The sequence below is a fragment of the Streptosporangium sp. CA-135522 genome, assembly GCF_050949235.1.
Taxonomy (GTDB): Bacteria; Actinomycetota; Actinomycetes; order Streptosporangiales; family Streptosporangiaceae; genus Streptosporangium.
Window position 1 is genome coordinate 551,073 of sequence record NZ_CP192026.1, and the last position, 26,784, is coordinate 577,856.

Consider the following 26,784-nt stretch of genomic DNA (forward strand, 5'->3'; position numbering starts at 1 on the left):
CTACCCAACGGCCACCTGACGATTCGCCGGGACCGTCCACTGGTGGGACTCCAGATGCGGATTGTCATAGTGATCCTGCCCACTCGTGCCATTCGCGTCCGCTCGGAGGCGTTCGCGTTCGCTCGGCGTTCGCTCGGAGGTATTCGCGTCCACGCGGAGGCCGCGACCGGCTTCCCGCGTGCCGGAAGGCCGGTAGGGAACCGCCGGCCGGAGCCGTCTCGCTAATGTGTCCCACATGACGAAATGGGAGTACTCGACGGTGCCACTGCTGGTCCACGCGACCAAGCAGATTCTCGATAACTGGGGCCAGGACGGCTGGGAGCTCGTCCAGGTCGTGCCGGGGCCGAACCCCGAGCAGCTGGTCGCCTACCTGAAGCGGCCGAAGCAGTGACGGCGCAGGAGAGGCTGGCGGAGCTCGGCCTGACGCTGCCCGAGGTGGTGACGCCGCTGGCGTCCTACGTCCCGGCTGTCCGCTCGGGTGACTACGTCTACACCTCGGGCCAGCTGCCGGTGGTGGACGGTAAGCTCGCGGCGACCGGCAAGGTCGGCGCCGAGGTCAGCCCCGAGGAGGCCCGCGAGCTCGCCCGGACCTGCGCGCTCAACGCCCTCGCCGCGGTCGCCTCGGTGGCCGGGGGCCTGTCGAACATCGTCCGGATCGTCAAGGTCGTCGGCTTCGTGGCCAGCGACCCCGCCTTCAGCGGCCAGCCGCAGGTCGTCAACGGCGCCAGCGAGCTGCTCACCGAGGTTCTGGGAGAGGCGGGCAAGCACGCCCGCAGCGCGGTCGGCGTGGCCGTCCTCCCGCTGGACGCGCCGGTCGAGGTCGAGCTGATCGCCGAGGTTCGCTGACGATTGTCGGCCGCGGGAGCCGTGCCACATGATGGATCCTGAAACCGAGTGTTGTTCGGGTGGAGGGTCGGTATGGGTGGGGTTCCGCTTCCTGGCGAGTTCGGCGAGCGCGCGCGTGACATCCTGGCCGGGCGGGTGAAACCCGTCCCGGCCAGGGACGCCGCCACAGTGGTCATCCTCCGCGAGGGCGTCGAGGTCTACTTGTTGCGGCGCAAGGCGAGCATGGCCTTCGCCGCGGGGGCCTACGTCTTCCCGGGCGGTTCGGTGGATCCCCGTGACACCGACCACGCGATCGCCTGGGCCGGGCCCTCGCCCGCCGAGTGGGGGGCGATCTTCCGCGCGGACGACAGCACCGCGCGCGGCCTGGTCTGCGCCGCGGTGCGGGAGACGTTCGAGGAGTCGGGCGTGCTGCTGGCCGGGCCGTCCGCGGAGTCCGTCGTGGCCGACACCACCGGCGACGACTGGGAGGCCGACCGGCTCGCTCTGATCGACCGGAGTCTGTCGTTCGCCGACTTCCTGGACGCGCGCGGCCTGGTCCTGCGCTCCGACCTGTTGCGCCCCTGGACCCACTGGATCACCCCCGAGATCGAGCACCGGCGATTCGACACCCGCTTCTTCGTCGCCGCCCTCCCGCCGGGCCAGCGCACCCGCGACGTCGGCGGCGAGGCCGACCAGGTCGCCTGGGTACGGCCCGCCGACGCGGTCGACCGGGCCAGGAACGGCCAGATCTTCCTGATGCCCCCCACCTACCGCACGCTCGGCGAGCTGCGCGACTACACCACCGTGGCCGACGTGCTCGCGGCCGAGCGTGAGATCGTCACCTTCATGCCGGAGATCGCCGAGGTGGACGGGGAGATGCGCATCGTGCTCGACGACGACTACGAAAGGTTCGGCACCGCATGAGCGGGCTGCGGATCCCCCTCGATGGGCCCGATGGGTCGGGCACGACCCACGCGTTCGGCCTCCTCGCCCCGAACCCGTCCCCGATGACCCTGGACGGCACCAACACGTGGGTGATCGGCCGCGGGGAGGAGATGCTGGTCGTCGATCCGGGACCGGACGACGAGTCCCACCTGCAACGGGTCGCCGCCCATCTCCACGGGCGCAGGGTGACGACGATCCTGCTCACCCACGGGCACCACGATCACAGCGGCGGCGCCGGGCGGTTCGCCGAGCTGGTCGGCGCGCCGGTCAGGGCCCTGGATCCGGGGCACCGGCTCGGCGACGAGGGCCTCGCCGAGGGCGACGTGCTCACCGTGGACGGGCTGGAGCTCCACGTGGTGGGCACGCCGGGCCACTCGTTCGACTCGCTGTGCTTCTGGCTGCCGGAGGACCGGGCGATGCTGACCGGCGACACCGTGCTCGGCCGGGGCACCACCGTCATCGCCCCCGACGGCGACCTCGCCGACTATCTACGATCCCTCGACCGGCTTCGCGCGAGGGCCGAGCAGGTCGGTGCCGAGGCGCTGCTGCCCGGTCACGGCCCGGTGCTGCCCGACCCGATCGGCGCGCTGGACGGCTACATCGCCCACCGCAGGCGGCGGCTGGACCAGATCCGGGACGCGCGCGGGCGGGGCGCGAAGACTCCGGGGCAGATCGTCGAGATCGTCTACGCGGATGTCGACAGGTCGCTCTGGCCGGCCGCCGAGATGTCGGTCCGGGCCCAGCTCGCCTATCTCGACGGCTAGCGCGAGCGGTCGTGCAATGGCTCCAGATCCGTCTCGACGGTCAGTGCGAGCGGTCGTGCAGTGGCTTCAGGTCCGTCGCGACGACTAGCGCGAGCGGTTGTGCAGTCGCTCCAGGTCCATGATGACCACGGCCTTGGCCTCGATGCGCAGCCAGCCGCGCTGGGCGAAGTCGGCCAGGGCCTTGTTCACGGTCTCGCGCGAGGCGCCGACCAGCTGGGCCAGCTCCTCCTGGGTGAGGTCGTGGTGGACCCGGACGCCGTCGTCGATCCGCTGGCCGAAGCGCTCGGCCAGGTCGAGCAGGGCCTTGGCGACCCGGCCGGGGACGTCGGTGAAGACCAGGTCGGCCAGCACGTCGTTGGTACGGCGCAGCCGCTGGGCCAGGGCGCGCAGCAGGTGCAGGGCGACCTCGGGACGACCGGTCAGCCAGGGGCGGAGGTCGTCGTGGCCCAACCCGGCCAGGCGCACGTCGGTCAATGCGGTGGCCGACGCCGTACGGGGACGGGGGTCGAACAGCGACAGCTCGCCGAACATCTCGCCCGGGCCGAGCACACTGAGCAGGTTCTCCCGGCCGTCGGGAGCGGTCCTGGAAAGCTTGATCTTGCCTTCGAGCACCACGTATAGGCGGTCCCCGGTCTCGTTCTCGCTGAACAGGGTCTGTCCCTTGGACAGTTCCACCTCCGAGACGCTCGTGCGCAGCGCGGCGGCGCCCTCGCGGTCGAGCGCCGAGAACAGAGGGGCCCTGCCCAGCACGTCGTCGGTGTTCACAGTGCCTCCTGTTTCACGGCTCACGCAGTCATTGTGACCTATCCCACCGAGCGACTCTCAAGGGGCCCATGCGCGTAGGCTGTCCGGGTGCCCCGCAACGTCAGTCGTGCTGGTGAATCCCAGCTTGCCCTGGTTCGTCGCGCTCGGCGAATGGATCGCATTCTGGCGGAAACCTACCCAGAAGCGCACTGCGAACTCGACTTCCGCACCCCGTTGGAGCTGCTGGTCGCGACGATCTTGTCTGCGCAGTGTACGGACAAAAGGGTCAACATGGTTACCCCGACACTGTTTGCGAAATACCAGTCGGCGGAGGATTACGCGAGCGCCGACCGGGCCGAGCTGGAAGACGTCATCCGCTCCACCGGCTTCTTCCGGGCCAAGGCCAACAGCATCATGGGCATGGCCCAGGTGCTGTGCGACCGCTATGGCGGCGAGGTCCCCGGAAAGCTCAAGGACCTGGTCACACTGCCGGGCGTCGGCCGCAAGACCGCCAACGTGGTGCTCGGCAATGCCTTCGGGGTTCCCGGCATCACGGTCGACACCCACTTCCAACGGCTCACCCACCGCTTCGGCTGGACCGAGGAGACCGACCCGGTCAAGATCGAGCATGTCGTCGCGGGACTCATTCCGAAACGCGACTGGACGATGATGTCCCACCGCATGATCTGGCACGGCCGCCGCATCTGCCACGCCCGCCGGCCCGCCTGCGGCGTGTGCCCGCTGGCCGCGCTGTGCCCTTCGTACGGCATCGGCCCCGTCGACTCGGTCCAGGCCGCCAAACTGGTACGCCCCGGCCCCTTCTCGTGACCCGCTTCTTCCCGTGACCGGCCCCTTCTCGTGATCGGCCGTGCGATTTTCGGAATCGGCCGCGCGACCGGGAAGCAACGGGAGGGGGCGCCGTGTTGCAGAGACCGGAGGTGTGCCCGTGGAAGTGCCCGGATGGTTGGAGACGCTGGCCGAGCGGGTCGCGGGGACGCCGGTGCCCCTGCCGTTGCGCCCGCCGAAGTCGGGCGGCCGTCCGGCCGCGGTGCTGTTGCTGTTCGGTGAGGGCCCGCTCGGCCCCGACGTGCTGCTGATCCAGCGCAGCTCGCGCGGGCGCCGTCACGCGGGACAGCCCGCCTTTCCCGGCGGCGGGGTGGATCCCGAGGACGGCGGACCGATCGCCGCGGCGCTGCGCGAGGCCCGGGAGGAGACCGGCCTCGACCCGGCCGGCGTCCAGGTGGTCGGCACGATGCCCGAGCTCTACGTCTGGCGCAGCGACAACCGGGTCACCCCGGTGCTGGGCTGGTGGCACACGCCCTGCGTGGTGCACGCGGCCTCGCCCGACGAGGTGGAGGCGGTGGAGCGCGTCCCGATCTCCGAGCTCGTCGATCCGGCCAACCGGCTCAGGCTGCGCCACCCGAGCGGCTACTCCGGCCCCGCGTTCCGGGTGCGCGGGCTGCTGGTGTGGGGCTTCACCGCGGGAGTGCTCGACGGGGTGCTCTCTGACGCGGGCTTCGAGCTTCCCTGGGACCGGTCACGGATCGAAGACCTGCCGCCGGACGTGCTCAACCTCGCCTCCCGTTGACAGCGCAAGCCCGAGGCGGGCCCAGTCGGCCACGTCCTCGTCGGGGTCCTCGGTCAGCCGCTGCAGGGCCGCCAGGCCCATCGGGTCGGGCGGGCTGCCCATGATGTTGGGCAGCGCGTAGGCGGCGCCGTACCTCACCCTGGGGTCGGCGTGCTCGCCCAGAGCGATCACCGAGGGCAGCGCGCGGCGGTCCCTGAGGTGGCCGAAGGCGATCAGCACCGAGTAGAGCACCATGCGGTCGTCCTCGCTGGCGGCCAGGAAGCGCAGCACCGGCAGGCTCCGGTCGACGAAGCCGAGCCCGCCCAGGATGTCGACCCCGAGCATCCGCTCGGCGGCGGCCTCGCTCGCGCACAGCCGCCGGGCCGCGGTGAAGGTCTCCAGATCACCCCGCGCGTGCAGCACGGTGACCGCCTGCCAGCGGATCGTGCCGTCGTGGTCCTGGTCCCGCAGCGCGGTCTCGATGAGAGACTCCACGGCCGCCGACCCCCCGATCGTTGCCATATGGCCACGATAACCGCAGGCGCCTACCAGAAGGGGTGCACGCGCGGGCCGGTGGCTGGATACCGTTAAGGGGTGAGCGGTGATCTCCTGGACCTCATCCTGATCGCCCTGATGGTGGCCTTCGCCGTGTCGGGATACCGTCAAGGGTTCATCATCGGCGCCCTGAGCTTCGTGGGGTTCGTCGGTGGTGCCCTGCTGGGCATGTTCATCGCCCCGCCGATCGCCGGCGCCCTGGTCGACGGTGACACCGAGCGGGCGCTGCTGGCCATCGTCATCGTCTTCCTCGCCGCGACGATCGGGCAGTTCGCGTCCTCGACCATCGGGGCGGTGGTCCGCAGCCATGTCACCTGGGAGCCCGCGAAGGTGGTCGACGCGGTCGGCGGCACCTTCGCCAGCGCGTTCTCGGTGCTGATCGTGGCCTGGCTGATCGGTTCCCTGATCACCTTCTCGCAGTTCACGCTGCTCAGCGAGCAGGTGCACAAATCCCTGCTGATCAGCACCGTCGACCAGGCGATACCGCAGGTCGCCAAGGACATGCAGAAGCCGATCAAGACCTTCATCGACACCTCCGGCTTCCCCAAGGTGTTCGACGGCATAGGAGGCAACCAGTTCACCGAGGTGCCGCCGCCCGACCAGAGCGTGCCCAAGGGCGCGCAGCTCACCCGGGCTCGCCGGGGCATCGTCAAGGTGCAGGGCGTCGCCTCCAGCTGCCGCAGGCACATCGAGGGCACCGGGTTCGTCTACTCGCAGAACAAGATCATGACGAACGCGCACGTGGTCGCCGGGGTCGACCAGGACCTCGAGGTCACCGACTACCTCAACAACACCCACGCGGCCAAGGTCGTGCTCTACAACCCCGACAGGGACATCGCGATCCTCTACGTCCCCGACCTGAACATGCCGATCCTGCGTTTCGACGGCACCGCGGAGAAGGGCGACGACGCCATCGTCGCGGGATTCCCGCACGGTCACGGCTTCACCATGAACGCGGCCCGCATCCGACGGCAGCAGCAGGCCAAGGGCGCCGACATCTACGAGCGCAAGAACGTCATCCGCAAGGTCTACTCGATCCGCGGCCTGGTCCGGCAGGGCAACTCCGGCGGCCCGCTGCTGACCCCGGACGGCAGGGTCTACGGAGTCGTCTTCGCGGCCGCCCTCGACCAGCAGGAGACCGGTTTCGTGCTGACCGCCGCCGAGGTGGCGCCGGACGCCGAAGACGGCTCCAAGCTGTTCAACCCGGTGGGCACCCAGGACTGCGACCGGAGCAACTAGGCTCCGCGGCAGGCAGCAGGTCCGAGGGCCCGTGACCGCCGAGGACTAGAGCAGGTCCCTGATCGCGGCGATGGCCGCCGCGGCGTCCGGGGCCTCCGCGCCGCCCAGCCCCCGGGCGGTCAGGGCGATCTTCTCGTACGGCTCGCCGTACCGGCCGATCCTGTCGGCGCCCCGCGCGAACAGTGCCGCCGCCCCCCGCCGGTTGCCCCGCTGAAGATGGGTGAGGCCGACGCAGATCTGCGCCAACCCCTGCCAGAGCTCGCGCTCCTGCCCGGGGCTGGTCTTCCACCGGCCTTCGAGCACCTCGTGGGCGTGGAACGGCCGGTTCTCGCCGAGCAGCCGGCGCGCCTCGGCCAGGGCCTCCTCCGCGCTCGGCGCGTAGTCGTCCGGAACGCGCTCCACGCCTTGTGCTCCGTGGGGCAGCGGACGTCCGAACGCGTCCCGGGGACGCTGGTTGCGGGGCCTTCCGTCCGGGTCCCGGTCTCTGGCGGTCATCGCTCACGCGGCCTTTCGTCCGGGTGTGGGCCCGCCGCGGTCATCGGTCGGGTTCCGAGTCGGACAGCCAGCCGATGAGCTCGGCGTCGAACTCCTCCGGGCGCTCCTCGTGCGGGAAGTGACCCGCGCCCTCGATCAGCCGCCATCGGTAGGGGGCCGTCACGTAGCGCCCCGAGCCCTGGGCGGTGCGGGGCAGGGCGTGCCTGTCCAGCGCGCCGTGCAGTTGCAGCGTGGGCGCGTCGATCTCGCCCCGCATGGTCCTGGCGTAGCGCAGGCCGTCGGGGCGGAGCTGGGAGCGGGCGAACCAGCGGTGATACTCCACCGCGCAGTGGGAGACGGTGGGAATGCGGAAGACCTCGCGATAGGTCCTCGCCACCTCCTCCTCCGGCCAGCTCGGCCCGGACCACTCATCCAGCAGCCGCCCCACCATCGCGCCCTCGTTGGCGGTCAGGCGGTGCTCGGGCAGGAACGGCAGCTGGAATCCCAGGGCGTAGGCGCTCGCCCTGAGCTGGCCGAACGGATCGGAGAGCAGCGCGGAGCGGAGCCTGAGCGGATGGGGCGCCGAAACCGGGACCAGCCGCAGGACCGCCTTGGGGTCCAGCACGGACATGGTCCAGGCCAGCAGCCCGCCCCAGTCGTGGCCGACGACGATCGCGCCGGTCTCGCCCAGCGCCCGGATCAGCCCCGCCGCGTCGCCGGCCAGGGTGGGCAGGTCATAGCCGCGCGGCGGCTTGTCGCTGGCACCGTAGCCCCGCAGGTCGACGGCGACGGCGCGGTAGCCCGCCGCGGGCAGCGAGACGAGCTGGTTGCGCCAGCTCCACCAGAACTGCGGGAATCCATGCAGCAGCAGCACCAACGGGCCCTCACCGGCCTCCACGATGTGGAAGCGGGTGCCGCCGGCGTGCACGGAACGGTGGGTCCACGGGCCTTCGACCCTGGCCAGGGACTCGTCGGGACGGCTCACCGGCCCGGGCTCACCGGCGCGCGATGCGAGCCGACCTGACCCGCGGTGGGCGGGGCGGGCGAGACGGCGACGCCGGACTCGCCCTCGCCGCTCTTGAGGGTCTTGAGCGAGCGCAACGTCCGCTTCATCCCGGTCAGGCCCTTGAGCCGCCGGGTGGCGAAGAAGACCAGCAGGCCGGCCACGATCAGGTAGAACACCGTGACGATGGTGAAGGCCAGCCAGGTCGACAGGCCGAGCGCGACCAGGCCGTAGGCGATGGCGAAGGAGGCCAGGATCAGGCACAGGTGCGCGATGAACGCGGCGGCCCCGAAGAGCCCCGCGGCCACGCCGACCCGTTTGGCGTCGAACCGCAGTTCGGTCTTGGCCAGCTCGATCTCGGCGCGGACCAGGGTGGAGATCTGGTCGCTGGCCGCGGCGACCAGCGCGCCCAGCGATTCCTCCTGCTGTGGTTCCGTGGATGGATTCAGTGTCATGAGCGATCTCCTATCAAGCGCCGGTATCAGACATCATCCTGCGCGTTGAGGTGGTTGCGCACGCGCACCCGGAGCAGGATCGCCGCGAGGACCGAGGCCATGAGGCTCGCCACGAGCACCCCGGTGGTCACCGCGTTCACCCGTTCCGGATCATCGCCGTAGGCCAGGCTGCCGATGAGCAGGGAAACGGTGAACCCGATCCCTGCCAGTATCGAGACAGCGGCCATGTCCCGCCAGTGCAGTTCCTCCGACAGTTTCGCCAAGCCGAGCCGTACGGCCAGCCACGCCCCGCCGAAGACGCCCAGGAACTTACCGACGACCAGCCCGGCGATAACGCCGAGGACCACGCGGTCGGTGAGCATCGCGCCGAGGCTCTCCGCGCTGAGCACGACCCCTGCGGACACGAACGCGAACACGGGCACCGCGAAGCCCGCCGACACCGGGCGGATGTAGTGGTCGGCCAGTTCGGCGGGGGATCTGTCCTCGTCCGGGCCGCTGCGTACACGGGTCATCAAGCCCAGAGCTACCCCGGCGACGGTCGCGTGAACGCCACTGATCTCGACGAGATACCAGGCGAGGAGGGCGAGCGGCAGATAGAGCCAGAGGCCGCGCACGTGCCGGGCCTGCAGCAGGCCGTACAGGGCGATGACCGCCACCGCGCCCAGCAGGGCCAGGAGGTTCAGGTGCCGGGTGAAGAAGGCGGCGATCACGGTGATCGCGCCGAGATCGTCCACCACGGCGCTGGTCAGCAGGAACGCGCGCAACGCGGCGGGCATCGCGCTGGCGGTCACGGCCAGTACGGCCAGCGCGAAGGCGATGTCGGTGGCCGTGGGGACGGCCCAGCCGCGGCCCGCGTCCGGTGCGCCCCAGCTCACCGTGAGGTAGACCAGAGCGGGAACGACCATGCCCGCGATCGAGGCGAGGATGGGCAGCGCGGCCTTGCGGAGGTTGGCGAGCTCGCCGTGCACGAACTCCTCCTTGACCTCGACTCCCGCGACGAAGAAGAAGATCGTGAGCAGGCCGTTCTGGACCCATTCGACGAGTTCGAGGTCGAGGTGGAGGAAGGCCGGGCCGAACGTCGCGGTGCGGAGCGTCTCGTAGGAGTCATGCGAGACGTTGGCCCAGACCAGCGCGGCGACCGTGGCCAGCAGCATGATGACGCCGCCGACGGTCTCGGTGCGGAGCGCCTCGGCGAGTTGGCGGGCGTATCGGACGGTCGGCCGCAAGGGCCAGAGTTCGACGGCGTGACGCATGGGACCTCCGGGAATGCGGCGAGGGCGGTTCCCTCGCCGGCCGACCAGACTTCCCGGCACACCTGGTTAAACCCTATCGAAGTATCTCAAACGGGACTCTGGGTGGGTGCGGCTTCTCCCGCGGGCGGGGTGCCTGTGTGAAACGCGCGGACAGGCGGGCGGGACGTAAGGGCGGGGGTGCCTGTGTGAAACGCGCGGACAGGCGGGCGGGGGTGCCCGTGCGAAGGGCGCGGACCCCGTGACGGGGATCCGCGCCCTCAGCGCCTTCCGGCGCTCGGTCGTCTGCTCAGTCGTCGCTCTTGGCGCTGGGCAGCTTCTCGGAGATGAGGTTCATCACCGTGCTGTCGGCCAGCGTGGTGACGTCGCCGACGCTGCGGTTCTCCGCCACGTCGCGCAGGAGACGCCGCATGATCTTGCCGGAGCGGGTCTTCGGCAGCTCGGGGACGACCAGGATCTGGCGCGGCTTGGCGATCGGGCCCAGGGTCTTGGCCACGTGGCTGCGGAGCTCGGTGGCGATGTCGTCGCTCTCCTCGGCGCTGCCGCGCAGGATCACGAACGCCACGATCGCCTGGCCGGTCACCGGGTCGGTCGCGCCGACCACGGCCGCCTCGGCGACCTTCGGGTGGGAGACCAGCGCGGACTCCACCTCGGTGGTGGAGATGTTGTGGCCGGAGACGAGCATGACGTCGTCCACGCGGCCGAGCAGCCACAGGTCGCCGTCCTCGTCCTTCTTGGCACCGTCGCCGGCGAAGTACATTCCCTCGAAGCGGGACCAGTAGGTGTCGATGTAGCGCTGGTCGTCGCCCCAGATCGTGCGGAGCATGGACGGCCACGGCTCGTTCAGCACCAGGAAGCCGCCACCGCCGTTGCCGACGGGGTTGGCCTGGTCGTCGACCACGTCGGCGCTGATGCCGGGCAGCGGGCGCATGGCCGCGCCGGGCTTGCCCGCGGTGACGCCGGGCAGCGGGCTGATCATGATGCCGCCGGTCTCGGTCTGCCACCAGGTGTCCACGACCGGGCAGCGGTCGCCGCCGATGTGCTCGCGGTACCAGACGTAGGCCTCGGGGTTGATCGGCTCGCCGACGCTGCCCAGGATGCGCAGGGACGACATGTCGTACTTGGCGGGGATGTCGTCGCCCCACTTCATGAAGGTGCGGATCGCCGTCGGGGCGGTGTAGAGGATCGTGACCTTGTACTTCTGCACGATCTCCCAGAACCGGCCCCGGTGCGGGGTGTCCGGGGTGCCCTCGTAGATGACGCTGGTCGCGCCGTTGGCCAGCGGGCCGTACACGATGTAGGAGTGGCCGGTCACCCAGCCGATGTCGGCGGTGCACCAGTAGACGTCGGTGTCCGGCTTGAGGTCGAACACCGCGTGGTGGGTGTAGGCGACCTGGGTCAGGTAGCCGCCGGTGGTGTGCAGGATGCCCTTAGGCCTACCGGTCGTGCCGCTGGTGTACAGGATGTAGAGGGGGTCCTCGGCGTCGTTCGGGCGCGCCTCGTGGACGTCCGGCTGCCGATCCACCAGGTCGTGCCACCAGACGTCCTTGTCCGTCCAGCCCACCTCCTGGCCGGTCCTCCGCACGACCAGGACGCGCTCGATGCCGGGGCATTCCTCGACCGCCTCGTCCACGGTCGGCTTGAGCGCGCTGGGCGCGCCCCGGCGGTAGCCGCCGTCGGCGGTGACCACGATCTTGGCGTCGGCGTCCTGGATCCTTCCGCTGAGCGCGCTGGAGGAGAAACCGCCGAACACCACCGAGTGGATCGCGCCGATGCGGGCACAGGCCAGCATCGTGATCGGCAGCTCGGGGATCATCGGCATGTAGATGGCGACGCGGTCGCCCTTGCCGACACCCAGCTCCTGCAGCGCGTTGGTCGCCTTTGCGACCTCGCGCTGCAGGTCGGAATAGGTGAGGGTACGGCTGTCGCCCTCGGGCTCGCCCTCCCAGTGGTAGGCGATCTTGTCACCGCGGCCCGCCTCGACGTGGCGGTCGACGCAGTTGTAGGCGATGTTGAGCTCTCCGCCGACGAACCACTTGGCGAAGGGCGGGTTCCACTCAAGGGTGGTGTCCCAGCGCTTGGACCAGGCCAGCCGGTCGGCCTGCTTCTCCCAGAACGCCAGGCGGTCCTGCTCTGCCTCGTCGTAGGCGTCGGCGGTCACGTTCGCGGCCGCGGCCAGGTCGGCTGGAGGTGCGAACCGCCGGGTCTCGTGCAGCAGGTTCGACAAGGTCTCCTGGGTCTCACGCGACTCGGAACCAGGGGTCTCCGGGGCCACTGCGCACTCCTTACGTACTGCTAGGCGAACTGGTCGTGTCCCACTTCACCAGGCCAGAGGTACCTGCCACAAGAGGTCTAGACAGGTCTGTACCAACCGGTGGCAGCGGGGCATGTGGTTCACAACCACCATGACGCCGTGTAACAACTGCGGCGGAACCGTTGTGTTTTCGACACCATAAGAATGTATAAAGCGTTATTTCACGCTCTTTAACGCGTTCCAAGCCTTTTATCAGGGCAGTGCGGTGGACGGCGGTATGTGTTCGCCGAACGGCCCGTCGCGCGTTTCGGTGAAACGCCCGCCGATGTGTCCGGCGAGCGGGGCCGGGACCGCCCGGTGAGGTGTCCGGTGGCGCGGTCGGGGTCTTGTTAACCGGCCGGTAGGGTCGGGGAGCGTGAGCGACCCATTGGCTGTCATCGCCGAACTGCCCGGAGTGTCCGAGGCGGTCACCGACGCGCGCAAGGCTGTGGACCGGCTCTACGGGCATCGCGTGCTGCGGCGCAAGAGTCCGGAGGTGTCGGCCAGGTCGGCCCTGCGCGGTGCGCGGGCTTCCGCCGCCCTGGAGGGGGTGGACGTTCCGTTGGAGGCCATCCCGCAGGTCACCGACCCCGTCGTTCAGGGCGCGCTGCGCGTGTCGGCCGAGCTGGGACGGCTCGGCCCGACCTGGCGCACGGCCCCGCGCCAGGTGCTGGCCAGGCTGCACACCCTCGCCGCCGCGGGCCTCACCGACGACCTCGGCCGGCCCCGGGACACCGTCGAGGCGCCCGACCTTCTGGGGCTGGGCGCCGCGCCGGGGCCGGAGGAGACGGTCGTCCGGGTGGACGGGCTGGTCGAGCTGGTGACGCGGACCTCCAAGGCGTCCGCCGTGGTCCTCGCCGCCATCGTGCACGCGGAGCTGGCGGTGCTTCGGCCGTTCGGATCGGCTGACGGGGTGGTCGCGCGGGCGGCGGAGCGGCTGACGCTGGTGGAGTTCGGTCTCGATCCGAAGTCGCTGGCGGCCGTCGAGTTGGGGCACCTCGAACTCGGGCCGGCCTATGCCGAGGGCCTGAAGGCCTACCTGAGCGGGACTCCCGACGGGGTCGCCACCTGGGTGCGGCACTGTGCCTCGGCGGTGACCCTCGGTGTCAGGGAGGCCACGGCGATCTGTGAGGCCATGCAGCGGGGCTGATCGCGGGCACTCCCACCTCCACGGCGAACGGCGCCCCCGATGTGGGGACGCCGTCTTCCGTGGCAAACGGCGCCCCTGGTATGGGACGCCGTCGCCGGCACGTCCAGCCGGGTTACCAAGCGTGCACCAGTAGATCCTCGGGATGGGACAAGCCCGTCCCGACGGTGCCTCCCGCGGCTCGGCGGCACGTGGGTGCCCGGCGGCCGTGCCCGGACATGTGGTCCGTGTCACCTTTCTATGCCGGATCCTGAGAGATGGGAACCCCTGAGACCAAGACCTTTACAGATCGGGGGACATTCGTGGATAAAACGCCCGGTACCCCGGAGGGGTAGATGGAGGGCGACGGCTCGGGTGGAAGGTATGTTCGATCACTCTCTGTGATCAAAATAGGTCATTTGGGACTTATGTCATTGAATGGCGCGCCGCGACACAACCGTTACTCCGAAAAACCATCAAAAACAGGGATTACTCCTCGACGAAACTTGAGTTGATCGGGCAGCATGAGGTGGTATCTCCCCTTACTGGAGTGACTGTGCACGGGTGGCTCTTCGATCCCTTGCCGTGCTCCGGTGAACCGTTGAAGGCTTTCTTCTGAAACGGGACCGGCTCTACCCCCCCAGAGCCGGACCGGTCGGCGACCCCCGCTACCCCCCAGCGGGGGTCGCCGCTTTTCCGGGGACACCGCTTTCCTGGGGACACCAGCCGACTCGAAGGTGCCGCTTTCCCTGGGTCGCCAACAGTCCGGGGCCGCCGCTTCCCCTGGAACACCAGCCGGCCCGGGGCCGCCGCTTCCCCTGGGCCGCCAGTCGGCCCGGGATCGCCGCTTTTCCGGGGACACCGCTTTCCTGGGGACACCAGCCGACTCGAAGGTGCCGCTTTCCCTGGGTCGCCAACAGTCCGGGGCCGCCGCTTCCCCTGGAACACCAGCCGGCCCGGGGCCGCCGCTTCCCCTGGGCCGCCAGTCGGCCCGGGATCGCCGCTTTTCCGGGGTCGCCGCGCCGCGGTTCGGCGGGCTGCCCGTCTCCTCGCATGGGATCCACTGTGGACAGGCGATTGCGGGCGGTGGAGGTGCGGAGTCTCGTCCACAGGTGACGTCGGCCTCGTCGAGGTTGTCCACAGAGCGGCGTTCGGTAACTCGGCCAAGGCGAACTCCCCCGGAGAGTAGGTCCTCCGCACTTCAGGGAGGCACCCTTGGACCGCCCTCTGGTCATCACCGAAGATCATGACCTGCTCGACGATCTGCTCCGCGTCGCCGCCGCCGCCGGAGCCGAGCTTGACGTCGCGCATGTTCCCGCACACGCCCGGCCCCACTGGAACCGCGCTCCACTGGTCGTGGTCGGCAGTGACATGGCCGACGCCCTGGCCGCGACCGGGCCACCGCCCCGGCACCGGGTCATCCTGGTCACCCGCACTCCCGAAGATCCGGACACCTGGCGAAAATGCGTCACGGTCGGCGCACAGGCCGTGCTGGAGCTGCCCTCTGCTGAGCGACAGCTGGTCGACGAGTTCGCCGATGTCGTGGAGCCGGCGGCCAGAGCGGGGATCGTGGTGTGCGTCGCGGGTGGGCGTGGGGGAGCGGGGGCCAGCGTCCTGTCCACCTCGCTGGCGCTGAGTGCTTCCCGGCGGCGCCTGCGCACCCTGCTCATCGACGCCGATCCGCTCGGTGGAGGCCTGGACCTGCTTCTCGGCCAGGAGGAAGCCGATGGGGCTCGCTGGTCCGACCTGGTCGCCCGTGAGGGCAGGGTCAGCTTCACCGCGCTTCAGGCCGCGCTGCCCACCTTCGCCGAGTTGACCCTGCTCTCCTTCCACCGTGGTGAGGTCGAGCCCATCCCGGCCGAGGCGATGCGTTCGGTCCTCGAAGCCGGTCGAAGGGGCTTCGACCTGGTGGTCGTCGATCTGCCCCGCCACCCCGACCAGGCTGCCGCGGAGGCGCTGAGCAGGGCCGCCGTCACCTTGCTGGTCGTCACCGCCGACGTGCGCGGCGTGCTCGCGGCGGCCCAGGTGCTGGCCGGGCTGCGCAAGCACACCGGCGATGTGCGGGCCGTCGTGCGTGGCGGTGTCCTGGACGACGAGGTAGTGACGACCTCACTCCGCATGCCGTATGCGGGTAGCCTTCCCGATCAGCCCCGTCTCAGTGCCGCCCTCAACCGTGGCGACGTCCCCCCGATCGGCCGCCGGACCTCCCTCGGCCGGTTCTGCGCCTCGTTCCTCCACTCGATGCTCGGCGCAGAGACATGAAACAGCCCGACATCGCGACATCGGTCTCCCCCGAGCTGGTCGAAGCGGTCCGGGTACGGCTGGCGCGGGCCGGGGTCGAGCCCAGCGCCGCACACGTCGCGGTCGCGCTCCGGGCTGAACGGGCGGTGCTCGGCGACGCGGAGATCCTGGCGGTGGCCCGTGTGCTGTGCGCCGATCTGATCGGCGCGGGCCCGCTGGAGCCGCTGCTCGCCGAGCCCGAAGTCACCGACGTTCTGGTGAACGGCCCGCGCGAGGTGTGGGTCGACGACGGCCGTGGTCTGCGCCGGACCTCGGTGGTGTTCCCCGGAGAGGACGCCGTCCGGCGGCTCGCCCAGCGCCTCGCCGCCGCCGCCGGCAGGCGTCTCGACGATGCTTCCCCTTACGTCGACGCTCGCCTGGCAGGAGGAGTCCGGCTGCACGCGGTCCTGCCGCCCGTGGCGGCCGGCGGCACCTGTCTGTCCCTGCGGCTTCCGCCTCGCCGCACCTTCACCCTTCCCGACCTGGTCGAAGCCGGCACGATCAGATCCGACGCCGTCCCCGTGCTCACCGCGGTGATCGAGTCCCGGCTCGCCTTCCTCGTCACCGGCGGCACGGGCACGGGAAAGACGACTCTGCTGTCGGCCCTGCTGTCCCTGGCGGACCCCGGTGACCGGCTGCTTCTGGTCGAGGACTCGGCGGAGCTGAGACCGCTGCACCCTCACGTCGTGCGCCTGGAGTCGCGTCCGGCCAATCTTGAGGGAGCCGGTGGTGTCTGTCTACGTGACCTCGTCCGCCAGGCTCTGCGCATGCGCCCGGACCGTCTCGTCGTCGGTGAAGTCCGGGGCGCCGAGGTCGTCGATCTTCTCGCCGCCCTGAACACCGGGCATGAGGGCGGCTGTGGCACCCTCCATGCCAACACCGCGGCCGATGTGCCGCCCCGTCTGGAAGCGCTGGGATGCGCGGCCGGCCTCAGCCGTGAGGCGGTGCACAGCCAAATCGCCGCCGCGCTGGACGTCGTCATCCATCTGGTCCGCGATCACGCCGATGGCCGCCGCCGGGTGGCCGAGATCTGCATGATGACCCGCCGCCCCTCGGGCCTGGTCGATGCCGAGGCCGCCCTCGCGTTCTCCTCGGACGGTCGAGTGACCACCGGCCCGGGTTTTCCCGCTCTCGCGGCTCGAGCGTCCGGACTCACCGCCTCATCCGGCCCGACGCGCAGACCATACGATCCCGGGCGGCTCGACCGTCACCGCGAGCGGACGCACGACCCCGCCATGACACCCCGGCCACCCGAGGGCCGTGTCCCGGACGTCCATGGGACACCGTCATGACGATGATGGCCGTTCTCCTTGCCGCCCTGGCCGCGTGGCTGTGGACCGGGCCCGATCCTGAAACGGCGCGCCTGTGGTGGATACGGCGACGTTCCCAGGGCGAATCGCGTTCGCTTCGCACGAGATTCATCGGCCGCTCACGGCCGTCCAGGCGAACGGCTGCCTGGCGGGCCGCGTCGATCGAGCTGTGCCAGGGGCTCGCGGCCGAGCTGGCCGCCGGCCGAACGGCCGGTGAGGCACTGGCCAGAGCCGTGTCGGCCGCCGAATTTCCCGATCCGGTCGCACTGCGGCCGTTGATCGCCGCCGCGAGAGACGGCGGCGATGTCCCGGCGGCGCTGCTGGCTGCGGCACCCGAGCAGGGGGGCGAGGCCTTCCGCGGGCTGGCCGCCTGTTGGCAGGCGAGTGTGACCGTCGGGGCAGCCCTGTCGGTCCTGGTCGATCGCGTGACCGGTTCTCTCAGAGAGGCGCAGGCCCACCGCCAGGACGTCACCGCCCAGCTGGCCGGCCCCCGCGCCACCGCCCGCCTGCTGGCAGGGCTCCCCGTGCTCGGCCTCCTGATGGCGATGGGCCTGGGCATGCGCCCTTTGCATTTCCTGCTCGGCAGCCCGGCGGGTCTGGTCTGCCTGGTGGTCGGTCTCGGGCTCGACGGCTGCGGCCTGTGGTGGACTCATCGGCTGATCACTCATGCCCAACAGGCCTGACCCTCTCCGGCCGGCAACGCACTCTCCAGCTCGTGAGACGTCGGAGGCTGTCGCGCCCGGGCCGCTCTCCGTTCAACGGCGTCAGGTCAGCTGCGGCTGCCTGCCGGCTCTGGAGAACGGTGTCGATACGACACCCCGGTTCCCGGTGGATTCGGGTGCGGCTCGTTGTCCCGGTTCGTGGCCGGGCGAATGTGAGGAGCGAAACTAGTGATCATCTTGCTTGCCGGTGCCCTCGCCGGGGTCGTCGGGTGGCTGTGGGTTTCACCCGATGATCCCGCCGAGCGCCTCCATCGAGTTTGGCGGAAGCGCTCGGCGGGGCCGGCTGAAGCATCGTCCGGGGCCCGGATGTCCTCCTTCTCCCCACATACGGGAGCGGTCCGCGATTCGACTGGAAGCCGGCGGCCGAGCCGGGGAGAGACGGCACTTTCCATCGCCATCGGGCTGATGGTGTTTCTCCTCGTCGGTGGAGTGCCGGGAGTCGTGGCCGGGGTGGCGGGTTCGGTGGTCGCGTTGGTGCTCGTCCGAAGACGGGAGCCGGCCCGGCTTCGCCGGGAACGCGATCGGGTGATGGCCGATCTACCGCTGGCGGCCGATCTCATGGTCGCCTGCCTGCGTGCCGGGCAGCCCATCACCGGGGCCATCGATGTCACCGTTGAGGCTCTCGGCGGTCCGCTCGGTGACCGGCTGGCCTGGGTGAGCGGGCAGTTGAGGTTGGGTGCCGCGCCGGAGCGTGCCTGGCAGGTCCTTGCGGCCGAACGCGCGCTGGCTCCGCTGGCCCGCACGATGAGCCGGGCCGCCGTCAGCGGAGCCCCGGTGGCGGACGTTCTCGCCAGGTTGTCCGACGACTCGCGCCACGCCGCCCGCGCCGCGTCGGCGGCCGCTGCTCGACGGGTCGGGGTTCAGGCGGTCGCCCCGCTGGGCCTCTGCTTCCTGCCGGCCTTCGTCTTCCTCGGCATCGTTCCCGTTGTGGCCGGTCTCGCCGGTGACGTGCTGCTTCCTTAGTTATCCACAGGTTTCTACTGACTGCCCCAATTTTGTCCACAGGTGGAGGTAGGGCCTGTGGACAGGCGGGAAGGGTCGCCGGTGATGGAGGATCTTTTTTGAGGAGTCGAGCATCGGCTCCTCCCTGCCTGGCGGCCATCTCGGCCGGCGGGCATGCTGTCCGATGTGCAGATTGTCTAGCTTGACCATCGGCTTAAATCTGTTGTGGCCATGGTAGACATCCTGAGCCTATGCGGCTAGTCTTTGTCTTGTCGCAGTGAAGATCAATGCGGCATGGCGACGATGACCTGCCGTGGAAGTTCGACGGCACGCTCGGGCTCGGCGGGGCCAGGACAGTGAAAGGGCTCCGGCGGGGCGACCGGCCGACAGGCGGCCATCGAGCCGCGATGGAAGAATCGCAAGTCTTCGTATAAGAGGAAGGGGAGGTTCAGGCGCCATCAGGATCGCCCGTGGCGGATGCGGCATTGCCGGACGGGTGACACAGCTCCACGAAATGGAAGGTGGTCTCCGGTTGCGAATATGCGCTCCAGTGCCCTGCCCATACGAGGAGGTTTGTGCTAAATCGAAAAGCCGACGTGATAGTCGGTAGATGGTGTTGAAACTCTCTGGGCCCCGGTGCTTATATGCACCGGGGCCCTTGTCCGCGTTCCCGGAAGGTGTGATGGGTTCAGTTCCTTCGGCTTCGGCCGACAAGTTCGCCGACGATGACTATCCGGCTTACTCGATGGGTCGCGCCGCGGAGATTCTCGGCGTCACCCCCGCGTTTCTGCGCAGTCTCGGGACCGCGAAGTTGATCGAGCCACAGCGGTCGAGTGGCGGCCATCGCCGTTACTCCCGCTACCAGCTCCGCCTCGCCGCTCGGGCGCGCGAACTGGTCGACCAGGGAACCGGCCTGGAATCTGCTTGCCGCATCATCATTTTGGAAGATCAACTGGCGGAGGCTCTACGGCTCAACGCCGAGCTGGCCAAACGGGACGAGCCGGCGTAACCGCGGCTACCCGAGTCTTTCCGGTGACCACGCTTCATCGTTGTCCACAGGCGGTGAGGCGAATTCCACAGAATGCCGTTCGCGTCCACGCGGCTGCGTGTCCGTAGGGAAATCTGGTGCAACAGATGCCGGGCGTTGGACCCGGCCGGATTTCCGGGAGGAAACGATGGCTCGATCGACCGCTGACGGCGCCCTGCGTGACCGATCACGGTGGCTGCGCGCCCGATGGGCGCTGCTGACAACCGGCGCGGGTCGCGATCGGGGCATGTCCACCGCTGAATACGCGGTCGGCACAATCGCCGCCTGTGCTTTCGCCGCGCTCCTTTTCAAGGTGGTGACGAGCCCAGAGGTCCAGCAAATGATCTCAGGCTTGATCAACCGGGCGTTGACCGTGGCCGGGTGACTGCCGACGGGCGAAGAGTCTCCTCCCACCGGTCCCATCGGTCCTACCGGTCGAGGGGGTCGGTGACCGCGGAGACCGCGATGGTTCTGCCGGGTGTCGTGGTGGTGCTGGCCGCCGCACTGTGGGCGGTGTCGGCGGTCGGGGCGCAACTGGAGTGCGTGGACGCGGCTCGGGCCGGGGCTCGGGCCGCGTCGCGGGGTGAGCCGCTGCAGCAGGTGCGAGACGGTGTTCTGGCAGCTGCTCCGGCCGGCGCGCACGTCGTGGTGACCCGAAGTGCGGAGATGACCCGGGTGGAGGTGTCGGCGAGCGTCAGACCTCGATGGGGCGCTTCGCTTCCGAGCGTCACCGTTGGCGCGACCGCGTTCTCCGCCACCGAGCCGGGGGTGGAACGGTGAGCCGAGCTGGAGACGTCGGCCTCAAGAGTGGGAAGCGGGGAGCCTGTGAGCAGAGAGCGGGGAGGGTCCGAGGCCGGGGAGCCGAGAAAGCCTGGGGTCAGAGAGCCGAGAAAGCCCGGGGGGAGAAGGCCGGGAGGGGTCGGGGGGAGAAGGCCGGGAGGGGTCGGGGCCGGAGAGTCGAGAGAAAGAGACCGAGGATCGGCGACGATCTGGGCGGTCGGGCTCATTGCCTTGATCTTTGCGGTGGCCACGGCGGTCATGTTCGCCGGCGCGGCCAGGGTGGCCCGTCATCGGGTCCAGGCTGCCGCCGATCTGAGCGCACTCGCCGCCGCGCGGCTGGCGTTCGCCGCTCCAGATCGCGGATGCGCCGAGGCCTCCTCGCTGGCCGAATCCAATGGAGCCAGGATCATGCGATGCGTCGTCGGCGCTGACGGAATCGCCGACGTCCAGGCGGTGGTGCGGCTTTCGCTGCCCGTCGTCGGCGACCGGGCGATCACGGCCGACGCACGTGCCGGTCCCGTTCACATCGCCGGCCCCATCGGTTGAGAAGTTCAGCGTTGAGAAGCTCGGTGCTGAGAAGTTCGGTGTTGAGAAGTTCGGCGTTGAGAAGCCGGTGAGGACAAGTGAGGACTCCGGGAAAAGAGGGATTCGACAAGGCTACCGAGTCATTGAGAGGCAAGGTCGCAATCGAATCACGACTTCTTAGACGGCATGTCCAAAAATCGGAAATCTCACGTAAGGTTCCGCTTACCCATGGTCCATGCTGTCTCGTTCCCAGCCATGGGAAGGGGAGGTCGCGAGTTCCAGGGCTGCACGGCGCTGCCGAGCCGCCCGTTCTGATCGCGACGGCAGGTTCGGCGGGCCGGGCCGATGCGAGTCGGCCTGGAGGACTGGCGCGTCCGGTCGCCGTGCGACCACTCGCACCGCGAGTGGCCGAGCGGCGTGCGGATCTCGACGAAGGGAAACGTCGTGACGACGGTTCGCAGGCTGATCGCCGTGGCGGTCATCGCACCGATCGTGTCCGTGTCGGTAGTGCTGGCAGCCCCGGGCCCGGCGCAGGCCGTGGCGCGGTTGGACGTCCCCTCGCGAGTCACTTCCAACCAGGCGGTGACACTTTCCGGCACCGTCGATCCGCTTTTCGACGCCGTCCTTTTCGTCAATGGCCGGCAGGTGGCGAAAGGGGATCGAAAGGTCTCCTACTCGTGGGATCCTCGCGATCGCCCCAACGGAAGTTATGAGATCAGGCTTGAGCAGAAAGGCAAGATCCTCGGCGGAGAATGGCATCAAACCAGTGAAACCCTGACGCAGGCCGTTCCTCCGGCACCGCCGAGCGGAGTGGCCGCCAGATTGCAAGGCGACCACGCCGTGGTGACCTGGAACAAGGGGGCAGAGCCCGACCTGCAGGGCTACGAGATTTCCACGAGCCAGACCGGCAAGGTCGGTTCGGTGCAGGTGGGCAGCGCCTGTTCCGGCGGTTCGTGCAGGGCGACCCTGTCGGTTCCCGCGAAGGCGGCCGGCCAGCGGATCGGGTTCATGGTGCAGGCGCTGCGCAGCAACGGGAATGGCGGCACCCTCTCCTCGGGAGAATCGGCCGTCGTCTCGATCAGAGTCCCCGCCCCGGGGGTCCCGCAGAACGACCAGAGCACCGACACCCAGAAAGGCGCCGAGACGCGCGACAGCGCGGATCAGCAGAAAACCGGCAAAAACCCGACAAGCGACCAGCAGGGCCGAAAGAGCGGCGGCAAGAAGGCCGACAAGAGGCAGAGTGGGATTCAGGACCTGCCGCGGCTGCCTGCCAGGAAGCCCACGACGGCCCCGACACGGTCGCCGAAGTCGGCGGTCGTGCCCGCGAGGAGGCCCGGTCTCTCGGAAACGGTCAGAGACAAGGGCAGAGACTCGGAGACGGTCAGAGACAAGGGCGGAGACAGGGGCAAGGACAAAGGGGCGAACAAGGTCGCACGGCCGCCTGCCAAGCGAAACGACAAGGGGATTGACACCAAGGGGAGAGCCGAGGCCGAACCGGAGTCGGCTGCTGACTCCATGAGCACCGGGACGGACACCATGCCGGCGACGAAGACCGACATCATGGCGCGATCTTCGGAGTCTCCGGTCGGCGGGATCAGCCAGTACGGCATCTTCATCGCAGGTGCCCTCATCCTGCTGTTGCTCGGTGCACATGGCGGTGCCTGGTTCCGCCGCAAACTGCTGGCCGCGCACACCAGTGGTGGCCAAGCGGTGGCGACGGACTTCGACCCCAGCGATGACGACACGCCCAAGATCGCTTCCAAGATGGCCGGAAACATCAGGACATCCGCTTCCGGGTCATTTGCTCCTGCGACGGCCGCTCCGGCGACGGCTGCTTCCACGGCATCCGCCGTCCGGCGGCCCGCGGTCATTCTCGCCGTGGTCAAGACTCGTGACTTCCAGCAGGGTTCGGCGCACTCGGCTTCCGTGCGGCCTTCCTCGGTGCGGCGGGTTTCCACTCACTCTCCGGTACAGCCGCTTTCCGCCCCTCACGCCTCGGCCCTCGCTCGGGAAGCCTCGCCCGACCGGGTTCCCGAGCGGCCGGACACATGCCCCGAAGCCGAATCGGGAGCTTCCGGATCCGGAGTCCGCGGACCCGCGGTCATATCCCGGTCTGAGCCCTCTCTTCAGGCATTGCCCGTGGCAGCGCCGATTCCCGAGGTGAGGGCGGTCGCTCCGATCGCAGTCCGGATCGGTGACCGGTGGGACGACTACCTCCCTCCCGCGCCCCGATCCATGGAAGACAGCGGTTTCTGGGAGCGCCCGCAGCCGGGAGCTACCGACTTCTGGGCCGCAGACGAAGAGGATCCCTCTTACCCCGGCGGCCGTCGCGACGGTGGTGACTGACCGGCCGCCTCCACGATGAAGGCGTGGGCAACCAAGATCGGAGCTTCTCAGTGGTGTCCGGGTTCCTGGGGTCGGGGCTTCTCGGCAGTGCCCGTGCTACCGGGGTCGGGGTTTCTCCGTGGTGCCCGTGCTACCGGGATCGGAGCTTCTCCGCAGTGCCCGGGTTCCTGGGGTCGGGGCTTCTCAGTGGTGTCCGGTTCCCGAGGGCCGTCAGGGCTCCGGAGCGTCGAGAGAGAGCAGGACGGCGAGGAGCCGGAGGGCTCCCGCCTTGTCCAGGGGCTCGTTGCCGTTGCCGCACTTGGGCGACTGGATGCACGAAGGGCAGCCGCGTTCGCACTCGCAGGAGGCGATGGCCTCGCGGGTGGCTGTGAGCCAGTCGAGAGCACGGGCGTAGCCGCGTTCGGCGAAGCCCGCGCCCCCCTCGTGACCGTCGTAGACGAAGACGGTGAGCAGCCCGGTGTCGGGATGGAGCTCGGTGGAGACACCGCCGATGTCCCAGCGGTCGCAGGTCGCGAAGAGCGGCAGCAGGCCGATGGAGGCGTGCTCCGCCGCGTGCGCGGCTCCGCCGAGATCGAGGCCCTCCTCGGCCAGGGAGACGATCACGGAAGCGGGCAGCGTCCACCACACCGCGCGGGTGCGCAGCGTGCGCGGGGGCAGGTCGAGGGTCTCGTCGCCGAGGAGCTCGCCGCTCTGGGCGCGGCGCTTGAGGTAGGAGACGACCTGGCGGGTGACCTCCACGGAGCCGAAATGGAGCTCTCCCGGACCGAGTGGGTGCGAGCGGAGAGATTCCAGGACGGAGATGTCGGTGACGTCCCGCGCGAAGGTCGTGTAGTCGGGGGTTCCGGCCTCGACGAGCGCGACCTCCGCCTCCAGGTCGAGCTCGATGACCAGATACGTCTCACCCTGATGGACGTAGACGGCTCCGGTGTGCACGCTCGTGTGGGCCGACGGCTCGTCCACGGTGCCGAGCAGCCGGCCGGTCGACGCCTCCACCACCTGGACCGGCGCACCGCCCGCGCCCCGGATGTCGGCGAGGTCGGTGGCCCGTTCCCGCCTGGTCCAGAACCAGCCCGTGGCGCGTTCCCTGAGCAGGCCTTCTCCCGTCAGACTCGCGAGCACCTCCTTGGTGGTCGGGCCGAAGATCTCCAGCTCATCCCGGGTGAGCGGAATCTCCGCGGCGGCGGCGCACAGGTGCGGGCCGAGCACGTAGGGGTTGTCGGGATCGAGCACGATCGCCTCGACGGGTCGGCCGAACAGCGCCTCGGGGTGGTGGACCAGATAGGTGTCCAGCGGGTCGTCCCGGGCGATCAGCACTGCCAGGGCGTCCTGTCCCGCTCGTCCCGCCCGTCCGGCCTGCTGCCAGAGCGAGGCGCGGGTCCCCGGCCATCCCGCGATGAGCACGGCGTCCAGTCCCGACACGTCGACGCCGAGTTCCAGGGCATTGGTCGTCGCCAGCCCGAGCAGGTCACCCGATCGGAACGCCTTCTCCAGTCCGCGCCGGTCCTCGGCCAGATATCCGGCCCGGTAGGCCGCCACCCTGTCCGGCAGGTCTCCGGGCGCCCCCACCTCGACCACGAGGTCCTGGAGTTTCGCCCGGGTGGTGAGCGCCACGGACTCGGCGGCGCGGCGAGAGCGGACGAAGGCCAGGGTACGGACGTCGGCGATCACCAGGTCCGCGAGGAGGTCGGCGCTCTCGGCGGTGGCGGGGCGGCGAAGGGGGGCGCCGCCCTCGCCGCGCAGATCGGTCAGGGGAGGTTCCCACAGGGCGAAGGTGGTCGCCCCCCGAGGCGAGGCGTCCGTGGTCACCTCGGCCGTCCGCAGGCCCGTCAGGCGTGCGGCGAAGGCCCCGGGCTCGCTGGCCGTGGCCGAGGAGAGCAGGAAGGCCGGGCGGGAGCCGTACCGCGTGCAGATCCGGCGCAGGCGGCGCAGGATCTGCGCCACGTGGGAGCCGAAGACGCCCCGGTAGCCGTGGCATTCGTCCACCACGACCATCCGCAGCCGCCGCCAGAAGGACGACCACTGGGCGTGCCGGGGCAGCAGGGTGCGGTGAAGCATGTCCGGGTTCGTCAGCACATAGTTGGCGTGCCGGCGGACCCAGTCGCGCTCTTCGAAGGAGGTGTCGCCGTCGAAGGTCGCCGCGCGCAGCTCGGAGACGCCGAGTTCGTCGAGGGCGCGGAGCTGGTCGGCGGCCAGCGCCTTGGTAGGGGTGAGGTAAAGGATCGTGCCGCCTTCGATCACCGAGGAGAGGGCGGGTACCAGGTAGGAGAGGGATTTGCCCGAGGCGGTCCCTGTGGCAATGATCACGTTTTGACCACGATGAACCAGTTCAGCTGCCTCGACCTGATGAGGCCATAGGCCCGAAATGCCGTGGTTCGCCCAGCGCGTAACCAGGCTCTCGGGAACCCAGTCCGGCCAGCGGGCCTGACCGGCCTGACGTGCGGGAACGTGCTCCACGTGGGTCACGCGGTCACGACGTGCGGGAACGCCGAGCAGGTAAGTGAGCGCGGAACCCGCTCGGAGCGAGGAGGATGAGGGCGGAGTCACTGGTTTCCAGTCTGGCATCTGTGGGCAGAGTCGCCGGGAATCGTGATTTCGTATAGACACTGAGCGTACGCATGGTTGAATGCCGCGCGTCGGGGCTTGTCGTCTGGGGGCCACCCGGTCCCAGGAGTCACGCCTGAATAGGTACTTTTCGCAGGCAAGGCGCTGGAGGATCTGTGGATCTGAAGTTGGACCACCATTCCGAGGACCGTCTCACCATCGTCGAGGTCGAGGGTGAGATCGATGTCTACACCGCGCCCAGATTGCGTGAGCTCCTGATCGACCTGGTCAACAAGGGGAACTTCCATCTTCTGGTCAACATGGAGAAGGTGGACTTCCTTGACTCAACGGGCCTTGGTGTCCTGGTCGGCGGGCTCAAGCGAGTTCGGGCGCACGACGGCTCTCTGGAGCTGGTCTGCACCCAGGAGCGCATCCTGAAGATCTTCCGGATCACCGGGCTGACCAAGGTCTTCGGGATCTACGCCTCGGTGGAAGAGGCCAAGGAAGCCCACGGTCGAGACAAGTAGTCGTGGCTACCGTCGAGCTGACGTTCAGCGCTCTCCCCGCGCACGTGCGCACGGCACGCCTGGTCGCCACGGCGATCGCCAGGCGCACCGGCGTTGAGGAGTCATTGCTGGACGAGGTACGGCTCGCCGTCGGTGAGGCATGCTCCCGGGCTGTTGAGGCACACCGCCTTCACTGCCCGGGAGAGCCGATCCGCATCGAGCTGCGTGATGATCTGGGGCGGTTCGAGGTGATCGTCACCGACTCCGCCCCCAGTGACGAGCTTGAGCAGGAACGCGAGCTGTTACGGTTCGACGATCCGCTCGGGCAGCTTCCCGACACTCTGATGACCGGATTCGGCATTGCGGTCATCGTGGGACTGGCTGATGACGTCCAGGTCTACCCGAGCCCCAAGGGCATGCGCATTCGCATGAGCTGGCCCGCGGCGACCAACGGCCTGTCTCCGGCCTGACAGCGGAGCTTCGGTAGCCGGGCGCGTCCATCGGACGCGCCCGGCTACTCGTATGGAGCCCTCATTTTCGGTCAAAACATAATTTTGATATGTCC

27 protein-coding genes are annotated in these 26,784 nt (G+C 69.4%); 19 read left to right on the plus strand and 8 right to left on the minus strand.

What is annotated here, in order from left to right; translation table 11 throughout:
• Positions 1 to 235 precede the first annotated feature (235 nt).
• The 4 genes from ACQPYK_RS02680 (at position 236) to ACQPYK_RS02695 (ending at position 2,534) form a co-directional block, all read left to right on the plus strand.
• Entirely contained in the window at positions 236 to 391 is a 156-nt protein-coding gene (locus tag ACQPYK_RS02680) for a DUF4177 domain-containing protein (protein WP_012887236.1), read from the plus strand.
• The gene (locus ACQPYK_RS02685; protein WP_433249606.1) at positions 388 to 846 is read left to right on the plus strand and encodes a RidA family protein; all 459 of its coding nucleotides are present in this window, start codon (positions 388 to 390) and stop codon (positions 844 to 846) included. Before ACQPYK_RS02680 ends, ACQPYK_RS02685 begins: the two co-directional genes overlap by 4 nt.
• A gap of 72 nt (positions 847 to 918) precedes the next feature.
• Positions 919 to 1,749, plus strand: coding sequence for an NUDIX hydrolase (locus tag ACQPYK_RS02690; RefSeq protein WP_433249610.1), 831 nt, complete (start codon positions 919 to 921; stop codon positions 1,747 to 1,749).
• Positions 1,746 to 2,534, plus strand: a complete 789-nt coding sequence (locus ACQPYK_RS02695; protein WP_433249613.1) for an MBL fold metallo-hydrolase — start codon at positions 1,746 to 1,748, stop codon at positions 2,532 to 2,534. The genes ACQPYK_RS02690 and ACQPYK_RS02695 overlap by 4 nt, the downstream gene beginning before the upstream one ends.
• 84 nt (positions 2,535 to 2,618) lie before the next feature.
• Here the strand turns inward: ACQPYK_RS02695 and ACQPYK_RS02700 are convergent, their stop codons facing one another.
• On the minus strand, positions 2,619 to 3,299 hold the full coding sequence (locus ACQPYK_RS02700; protein ID WP_433249616.1) for a Crp/Fnr family transcriptional regulator: 681 nt from the start codon (positions 3,297 to 3,299) through the stop codon (positions 2,619 to 2,621).
• Positions 3,300 to 3,449: 150 nt separating this feature from the next.
• On the opposite strand from ACQPYK_RS02700, the gene nth reads away from it, so the two are divergent.
• Positions 3,450 to 4,106 carry an endonuclease III gene (gene nth, locus ACQPYK_RS02705; RefSeq protein WP_433249619.1) on the plus strand — a complete coding sequence of 219 codons (657 nt, stop codon included), beginning with the start codon at positions 3,450 to 3,452 and terminating at the stop codon, positions 4,104 to 4,106.
• Positions 4,107 to 4,224: 118 nt separating this feature from the next.
• Positions 4,225 to 4,866 carry an NUDIX hydrolase gene (locus ACQPYK_RS02710; RefSeq protein ID WP_433249622.1) on the plus strand — a complete coding sequence of 214 codons (642 nt, stop codon included), beginning with the start codon at positions 4,225 to 4,227 and terminating at the stop codon, positions 4,864 to 4,866.
• Here the strand turns inward: ACQPYK_RS02710 and ACQPYK_RS02715 are convergent.
• Entirely contained in the window at positions 4,816 to 5,367 is a 552-nt protein-coding gene (locus ACQPYK_RS02715) for a HEAT repeat domain-containing protein (RefSeq protein WP_433249625.1), read from the minus strand. The genes ACQPYK_RS02710 and ACQPYK_RS02715 overlap by 51 nt on opposite strands.
• Positions 5,368 to 5,439: 72 nt before the next feature.
• Here ACQPYK_RS02715 and ACQPYK_RS02720 point away from each other — a divergent pair, with 72 nt between their 5' ends.
• Complete coding sequence (locus tag ACQPYK_RS02720; RefSeq protein WP_433249628.1) at positions 5,440 to 6,639, plus strand: MarP family serine protease; 1,200 nt, start codon at positions 5,440 to 5,442, stop codon at positions 6,637 to 6,639.
• A gap of 45 nt (positions 6,640 to 6,684) precedes the next feature.
• On the opposite strand, the gene ACQPYK_RS02725 is transcribed toward ACQPYK_RS02720, so the two are convergent.
• The 5 genes from ACQPYK_RS02725 to acs all read right to left on the minus strand — a co-directional run bounded on the left by ACQPYK_RS02725 (position 6,685) and on the right by acs (position 12,096).
• Positions 6,685 to 7,041 carry a DUF309 domain-containing protein gene (locus ACQPYK_RS02725; RefSeq protein ID WP_433249631.1) on the minus strand — a complete coding sequence of 119 codons (357 nt, stop codon included), beginning with the start codon at positions 7,039 to 7,041 and terminating at the stop codon, positions 6,685 to 6,687.
• Between the two features lie 133 nt (positions 7,042 to 7,174).
• A complete protein-coding gene (locus tag ACQPYK_RS02730) occupies positions 7,175 to 8,098 on the minus strand; it encodes an alpha/beta fold hydrolase (protein WP_433249634.1) in 924 nt (307 codons plus the stop codon).
• Complete coding sequence (locus ACQPYK_RS02735; RefSeq protein WP_433249637.1) at positions 8,095 to 8,571, minus strand: phage holin family protein; 477 nt, start codon at positions 8,569 to 8,571, stop codon at positions 8,095 to 8,097. The genes ACQPYK_RS02730 and ACQPYK_RS02735 overlap by 4 nt, the downstream gene beginning before the upstream one ends.
• 26 nt (positions 8,572 to 8,597) lie before the next feature.
• The gene (gene nhaA, locus ACQPYK_RS02740; protein WP_433249640.1) at positions 8,598 to 9,824 is read right to left on the minus strand and encodes a Na+/H+ antiporter NhaA; all 1,227 of its coding nucleotides are present in this window, start codon (positions 9,822 to 9,824) and stop codon (positions 8,598 to 8,600) included.
• A gap of 286 nt (positions 9,825 to 10,110) precedes the next feature.
• On the minus strand, positions 10,111 to 12,096 hold the full coding sequence (gene acs, locus ACQPYK_RS02745; protein ID WP_433249643.1) for an acetate--CoA ligase: 1,986 nt from the start codon (positions 12,094 to 12,096) through the stop codon (positions 10,111 to 10,113).
• 394 nt (positions 12,097 to 12,490) lie between these two features.
• On the opposite strand from acs, the gene ACQPYK_RS02750 reads away from it, so the two are divergent.
• The 10 genes from ACQPYK_RS02750 (at position 12,491) to ACQPYK_RS02795 (ending at position 23,172) form a co-directional block, all read left to right on the plus strand.
• Entirely contained in the window at positions 12,491 to 13,264 is a 774-nt protein-coding gene (locus ACQPYK_RS02750; RefSeq protein ID WP_433249646.1) for an oxidoreductase, read from the plus strand.
• A gap of 1,191 nt (positions 13,265 to 14,455) precedes the next feature.
• On the plus strand, positions 14,456 to 15,502 hold the full coding sequence (gene ssd, locus ACQPYK_RS02755; protein WP_433249649.1) for a septum site-determining protein Ssd: 1,047 nt from the start codon (positions 14,456 to 14,458) through the stop codon (positions 15,500 to 15,502).
• Positions 15,499 to 16,812 carry a TadA family conjugal transfer-associated ATPase gene (locus ACQPYK_RS02760; RefSeq protein WP_433249652.1) on the plus strand — a complete coding sequence of 438 codons (1,314 nt, stop codon included), beginning with the start codon at positions 15,499 to 15,501 and terminating at the stop codon, positions 16,810 to 16,812. Before ssd ends, ACQPYK_RS02760 begins: the two co-directional genes overlap by 4 nt.
• A 2-nt stretch (positions 16,813 to 16,814) precedes the next feature.
• A complete protein-coding gene (locus ACQPYK_RS02765; RefSeq protein WP_433249655.1) occupies positions 16,815 to 17,513 on the plus strand; it encodes a type II secretion system F family protein in 699 nt (232 codons plus the stop codon).
• 444 nt (positions 17,514 to 17,957) lie between these two features.
• The gene (locus ACQPYK_RS02770) at positions 17,958 to 18,515 is read left to right on the plus strand and encodes a type II secretion system F family protein (RefSeq protein ID WP_433249658.1); all 558 of its coding nucleotides are present in this window, start codon (positions 17,958 to 17,960) and stop codon (positions 18,513 to 18,515) included.
• Positions 18,516 to 19,176: 661 nt separating this feature from the next.
• Entirely contained in the window at positions 19,177 to 19,503 is a 327-nt protein-coding gene (locus ACQPYK_RS02775; protein ID WP_433258682.1) for a MerR family transcriptional regulator, read from the plus strand.
• A gap of 166 nt (positions 19,504 to 19,669) precedes the next feature.
• Positions 19,670 to 19,906, plus strand: a complete 237-nt coding sequence (locus ACQPYK_RS02780; RefSeq protein ID WP_433249661.1) for a DUF4244 domain-containing protein — start codon at positions 19,670 to 19,672, stop codon at positions 19,904 to 19,906.
• A gap of 62 nt (positions 19,907 to 19,968) precedes the next feature.
• Positions 19,969 to 20,301 carry a TadE family type IV pilus minor pilin gene (locus ACQPYK_RS02785; protein WP_433249664.1) on the plus strand — a complete coding sequence of 111 codons (333 nt, stop codon included), beginning with the start codon at positions 19,969 to 19,971 and terminating at the stop codon, positions 20,299 to 20,301.
• A gap of 45 nt (positions 20,302 to 20,346) precedes the next feature.
• Positions 20,347 to 20,847, plus strand: coding sequence for an Rv3654c family TadE-like protein (locus ACQPYK_RS02790; protein WP_433258684.1), 501 nt, complete (start codon positions 20,347 to 20,349; stop codon positions 20,845 to 20,847).
• A 423-nt stretch (positions 20,848 to 21,270) separates the two neighbouring features.
• A complete protein-coding gene (locus ACQPYK_RS02795; RefSeq protein ID WP_433249667.1) occupies positions 21,271 to 23,172 on the plus strand; it encodes a hypothetical protein in 1,902 nt (633 codons plus the stop codon).
• A 210-nt stretch (positions 23,173 to 23,382) separates the two neighbouring features.
• Here the strand turns inward: ACQPYK_RS02795 and ACQPYK_RS02800 are convergent, their stop codons facing one another.
• The gene (locus ACQPYK_RS02800; RefSeq protein ID WP_433249670.1) at positions 23,383 to 25,734 is read right to left on the minus strand and encodes a DEAD/DEAH box helicase; all 2,352 of its coding nucleotides are present in this window, start codon (positions 25,732 to 25,734) and stop codon (positions 23,383 to 23,385) included.
• A 155-nt stretch (positions 25,735 to 25,889) separates the two neighbouring features.
• On the opposite strand from ACQPYK_RS02800, the gene ACQPYK_RS02805 reads away from it, so the two are divergent.
• Together ACQPYK_RS02805 and ACQPYK_RS02810 are read left to right on the plus strand one after the other, a co-directional pair.
• Positions 25,890 to 26,240 (plus strand): STAS domain-containing protein, encoded by a 351-nt coding sequence (locus tag ACQPYK_RS02805; RefSeq protein ID WP_012887265.1) that lies wholly within the window; start codon positions 25,890 to 25,892, stop codon positions 26,238 to 26,240.
• A gap of 2 nt (positions 26,241 to 26,242) precedes the next feature.
• Positions 26,243 to 26,689, plus strand: a complete 447-nt coding sequence (locus ACQPYK_RS02810; RefSeq protein ID WP_433249674.1) for an ATP-binding protein — start codon at positions 26,243 to 26,245, stop codon at positions 26,687 to 26,689.
• Positions 26,690 to 26,784: the final 95 nt, after the last annotated feature.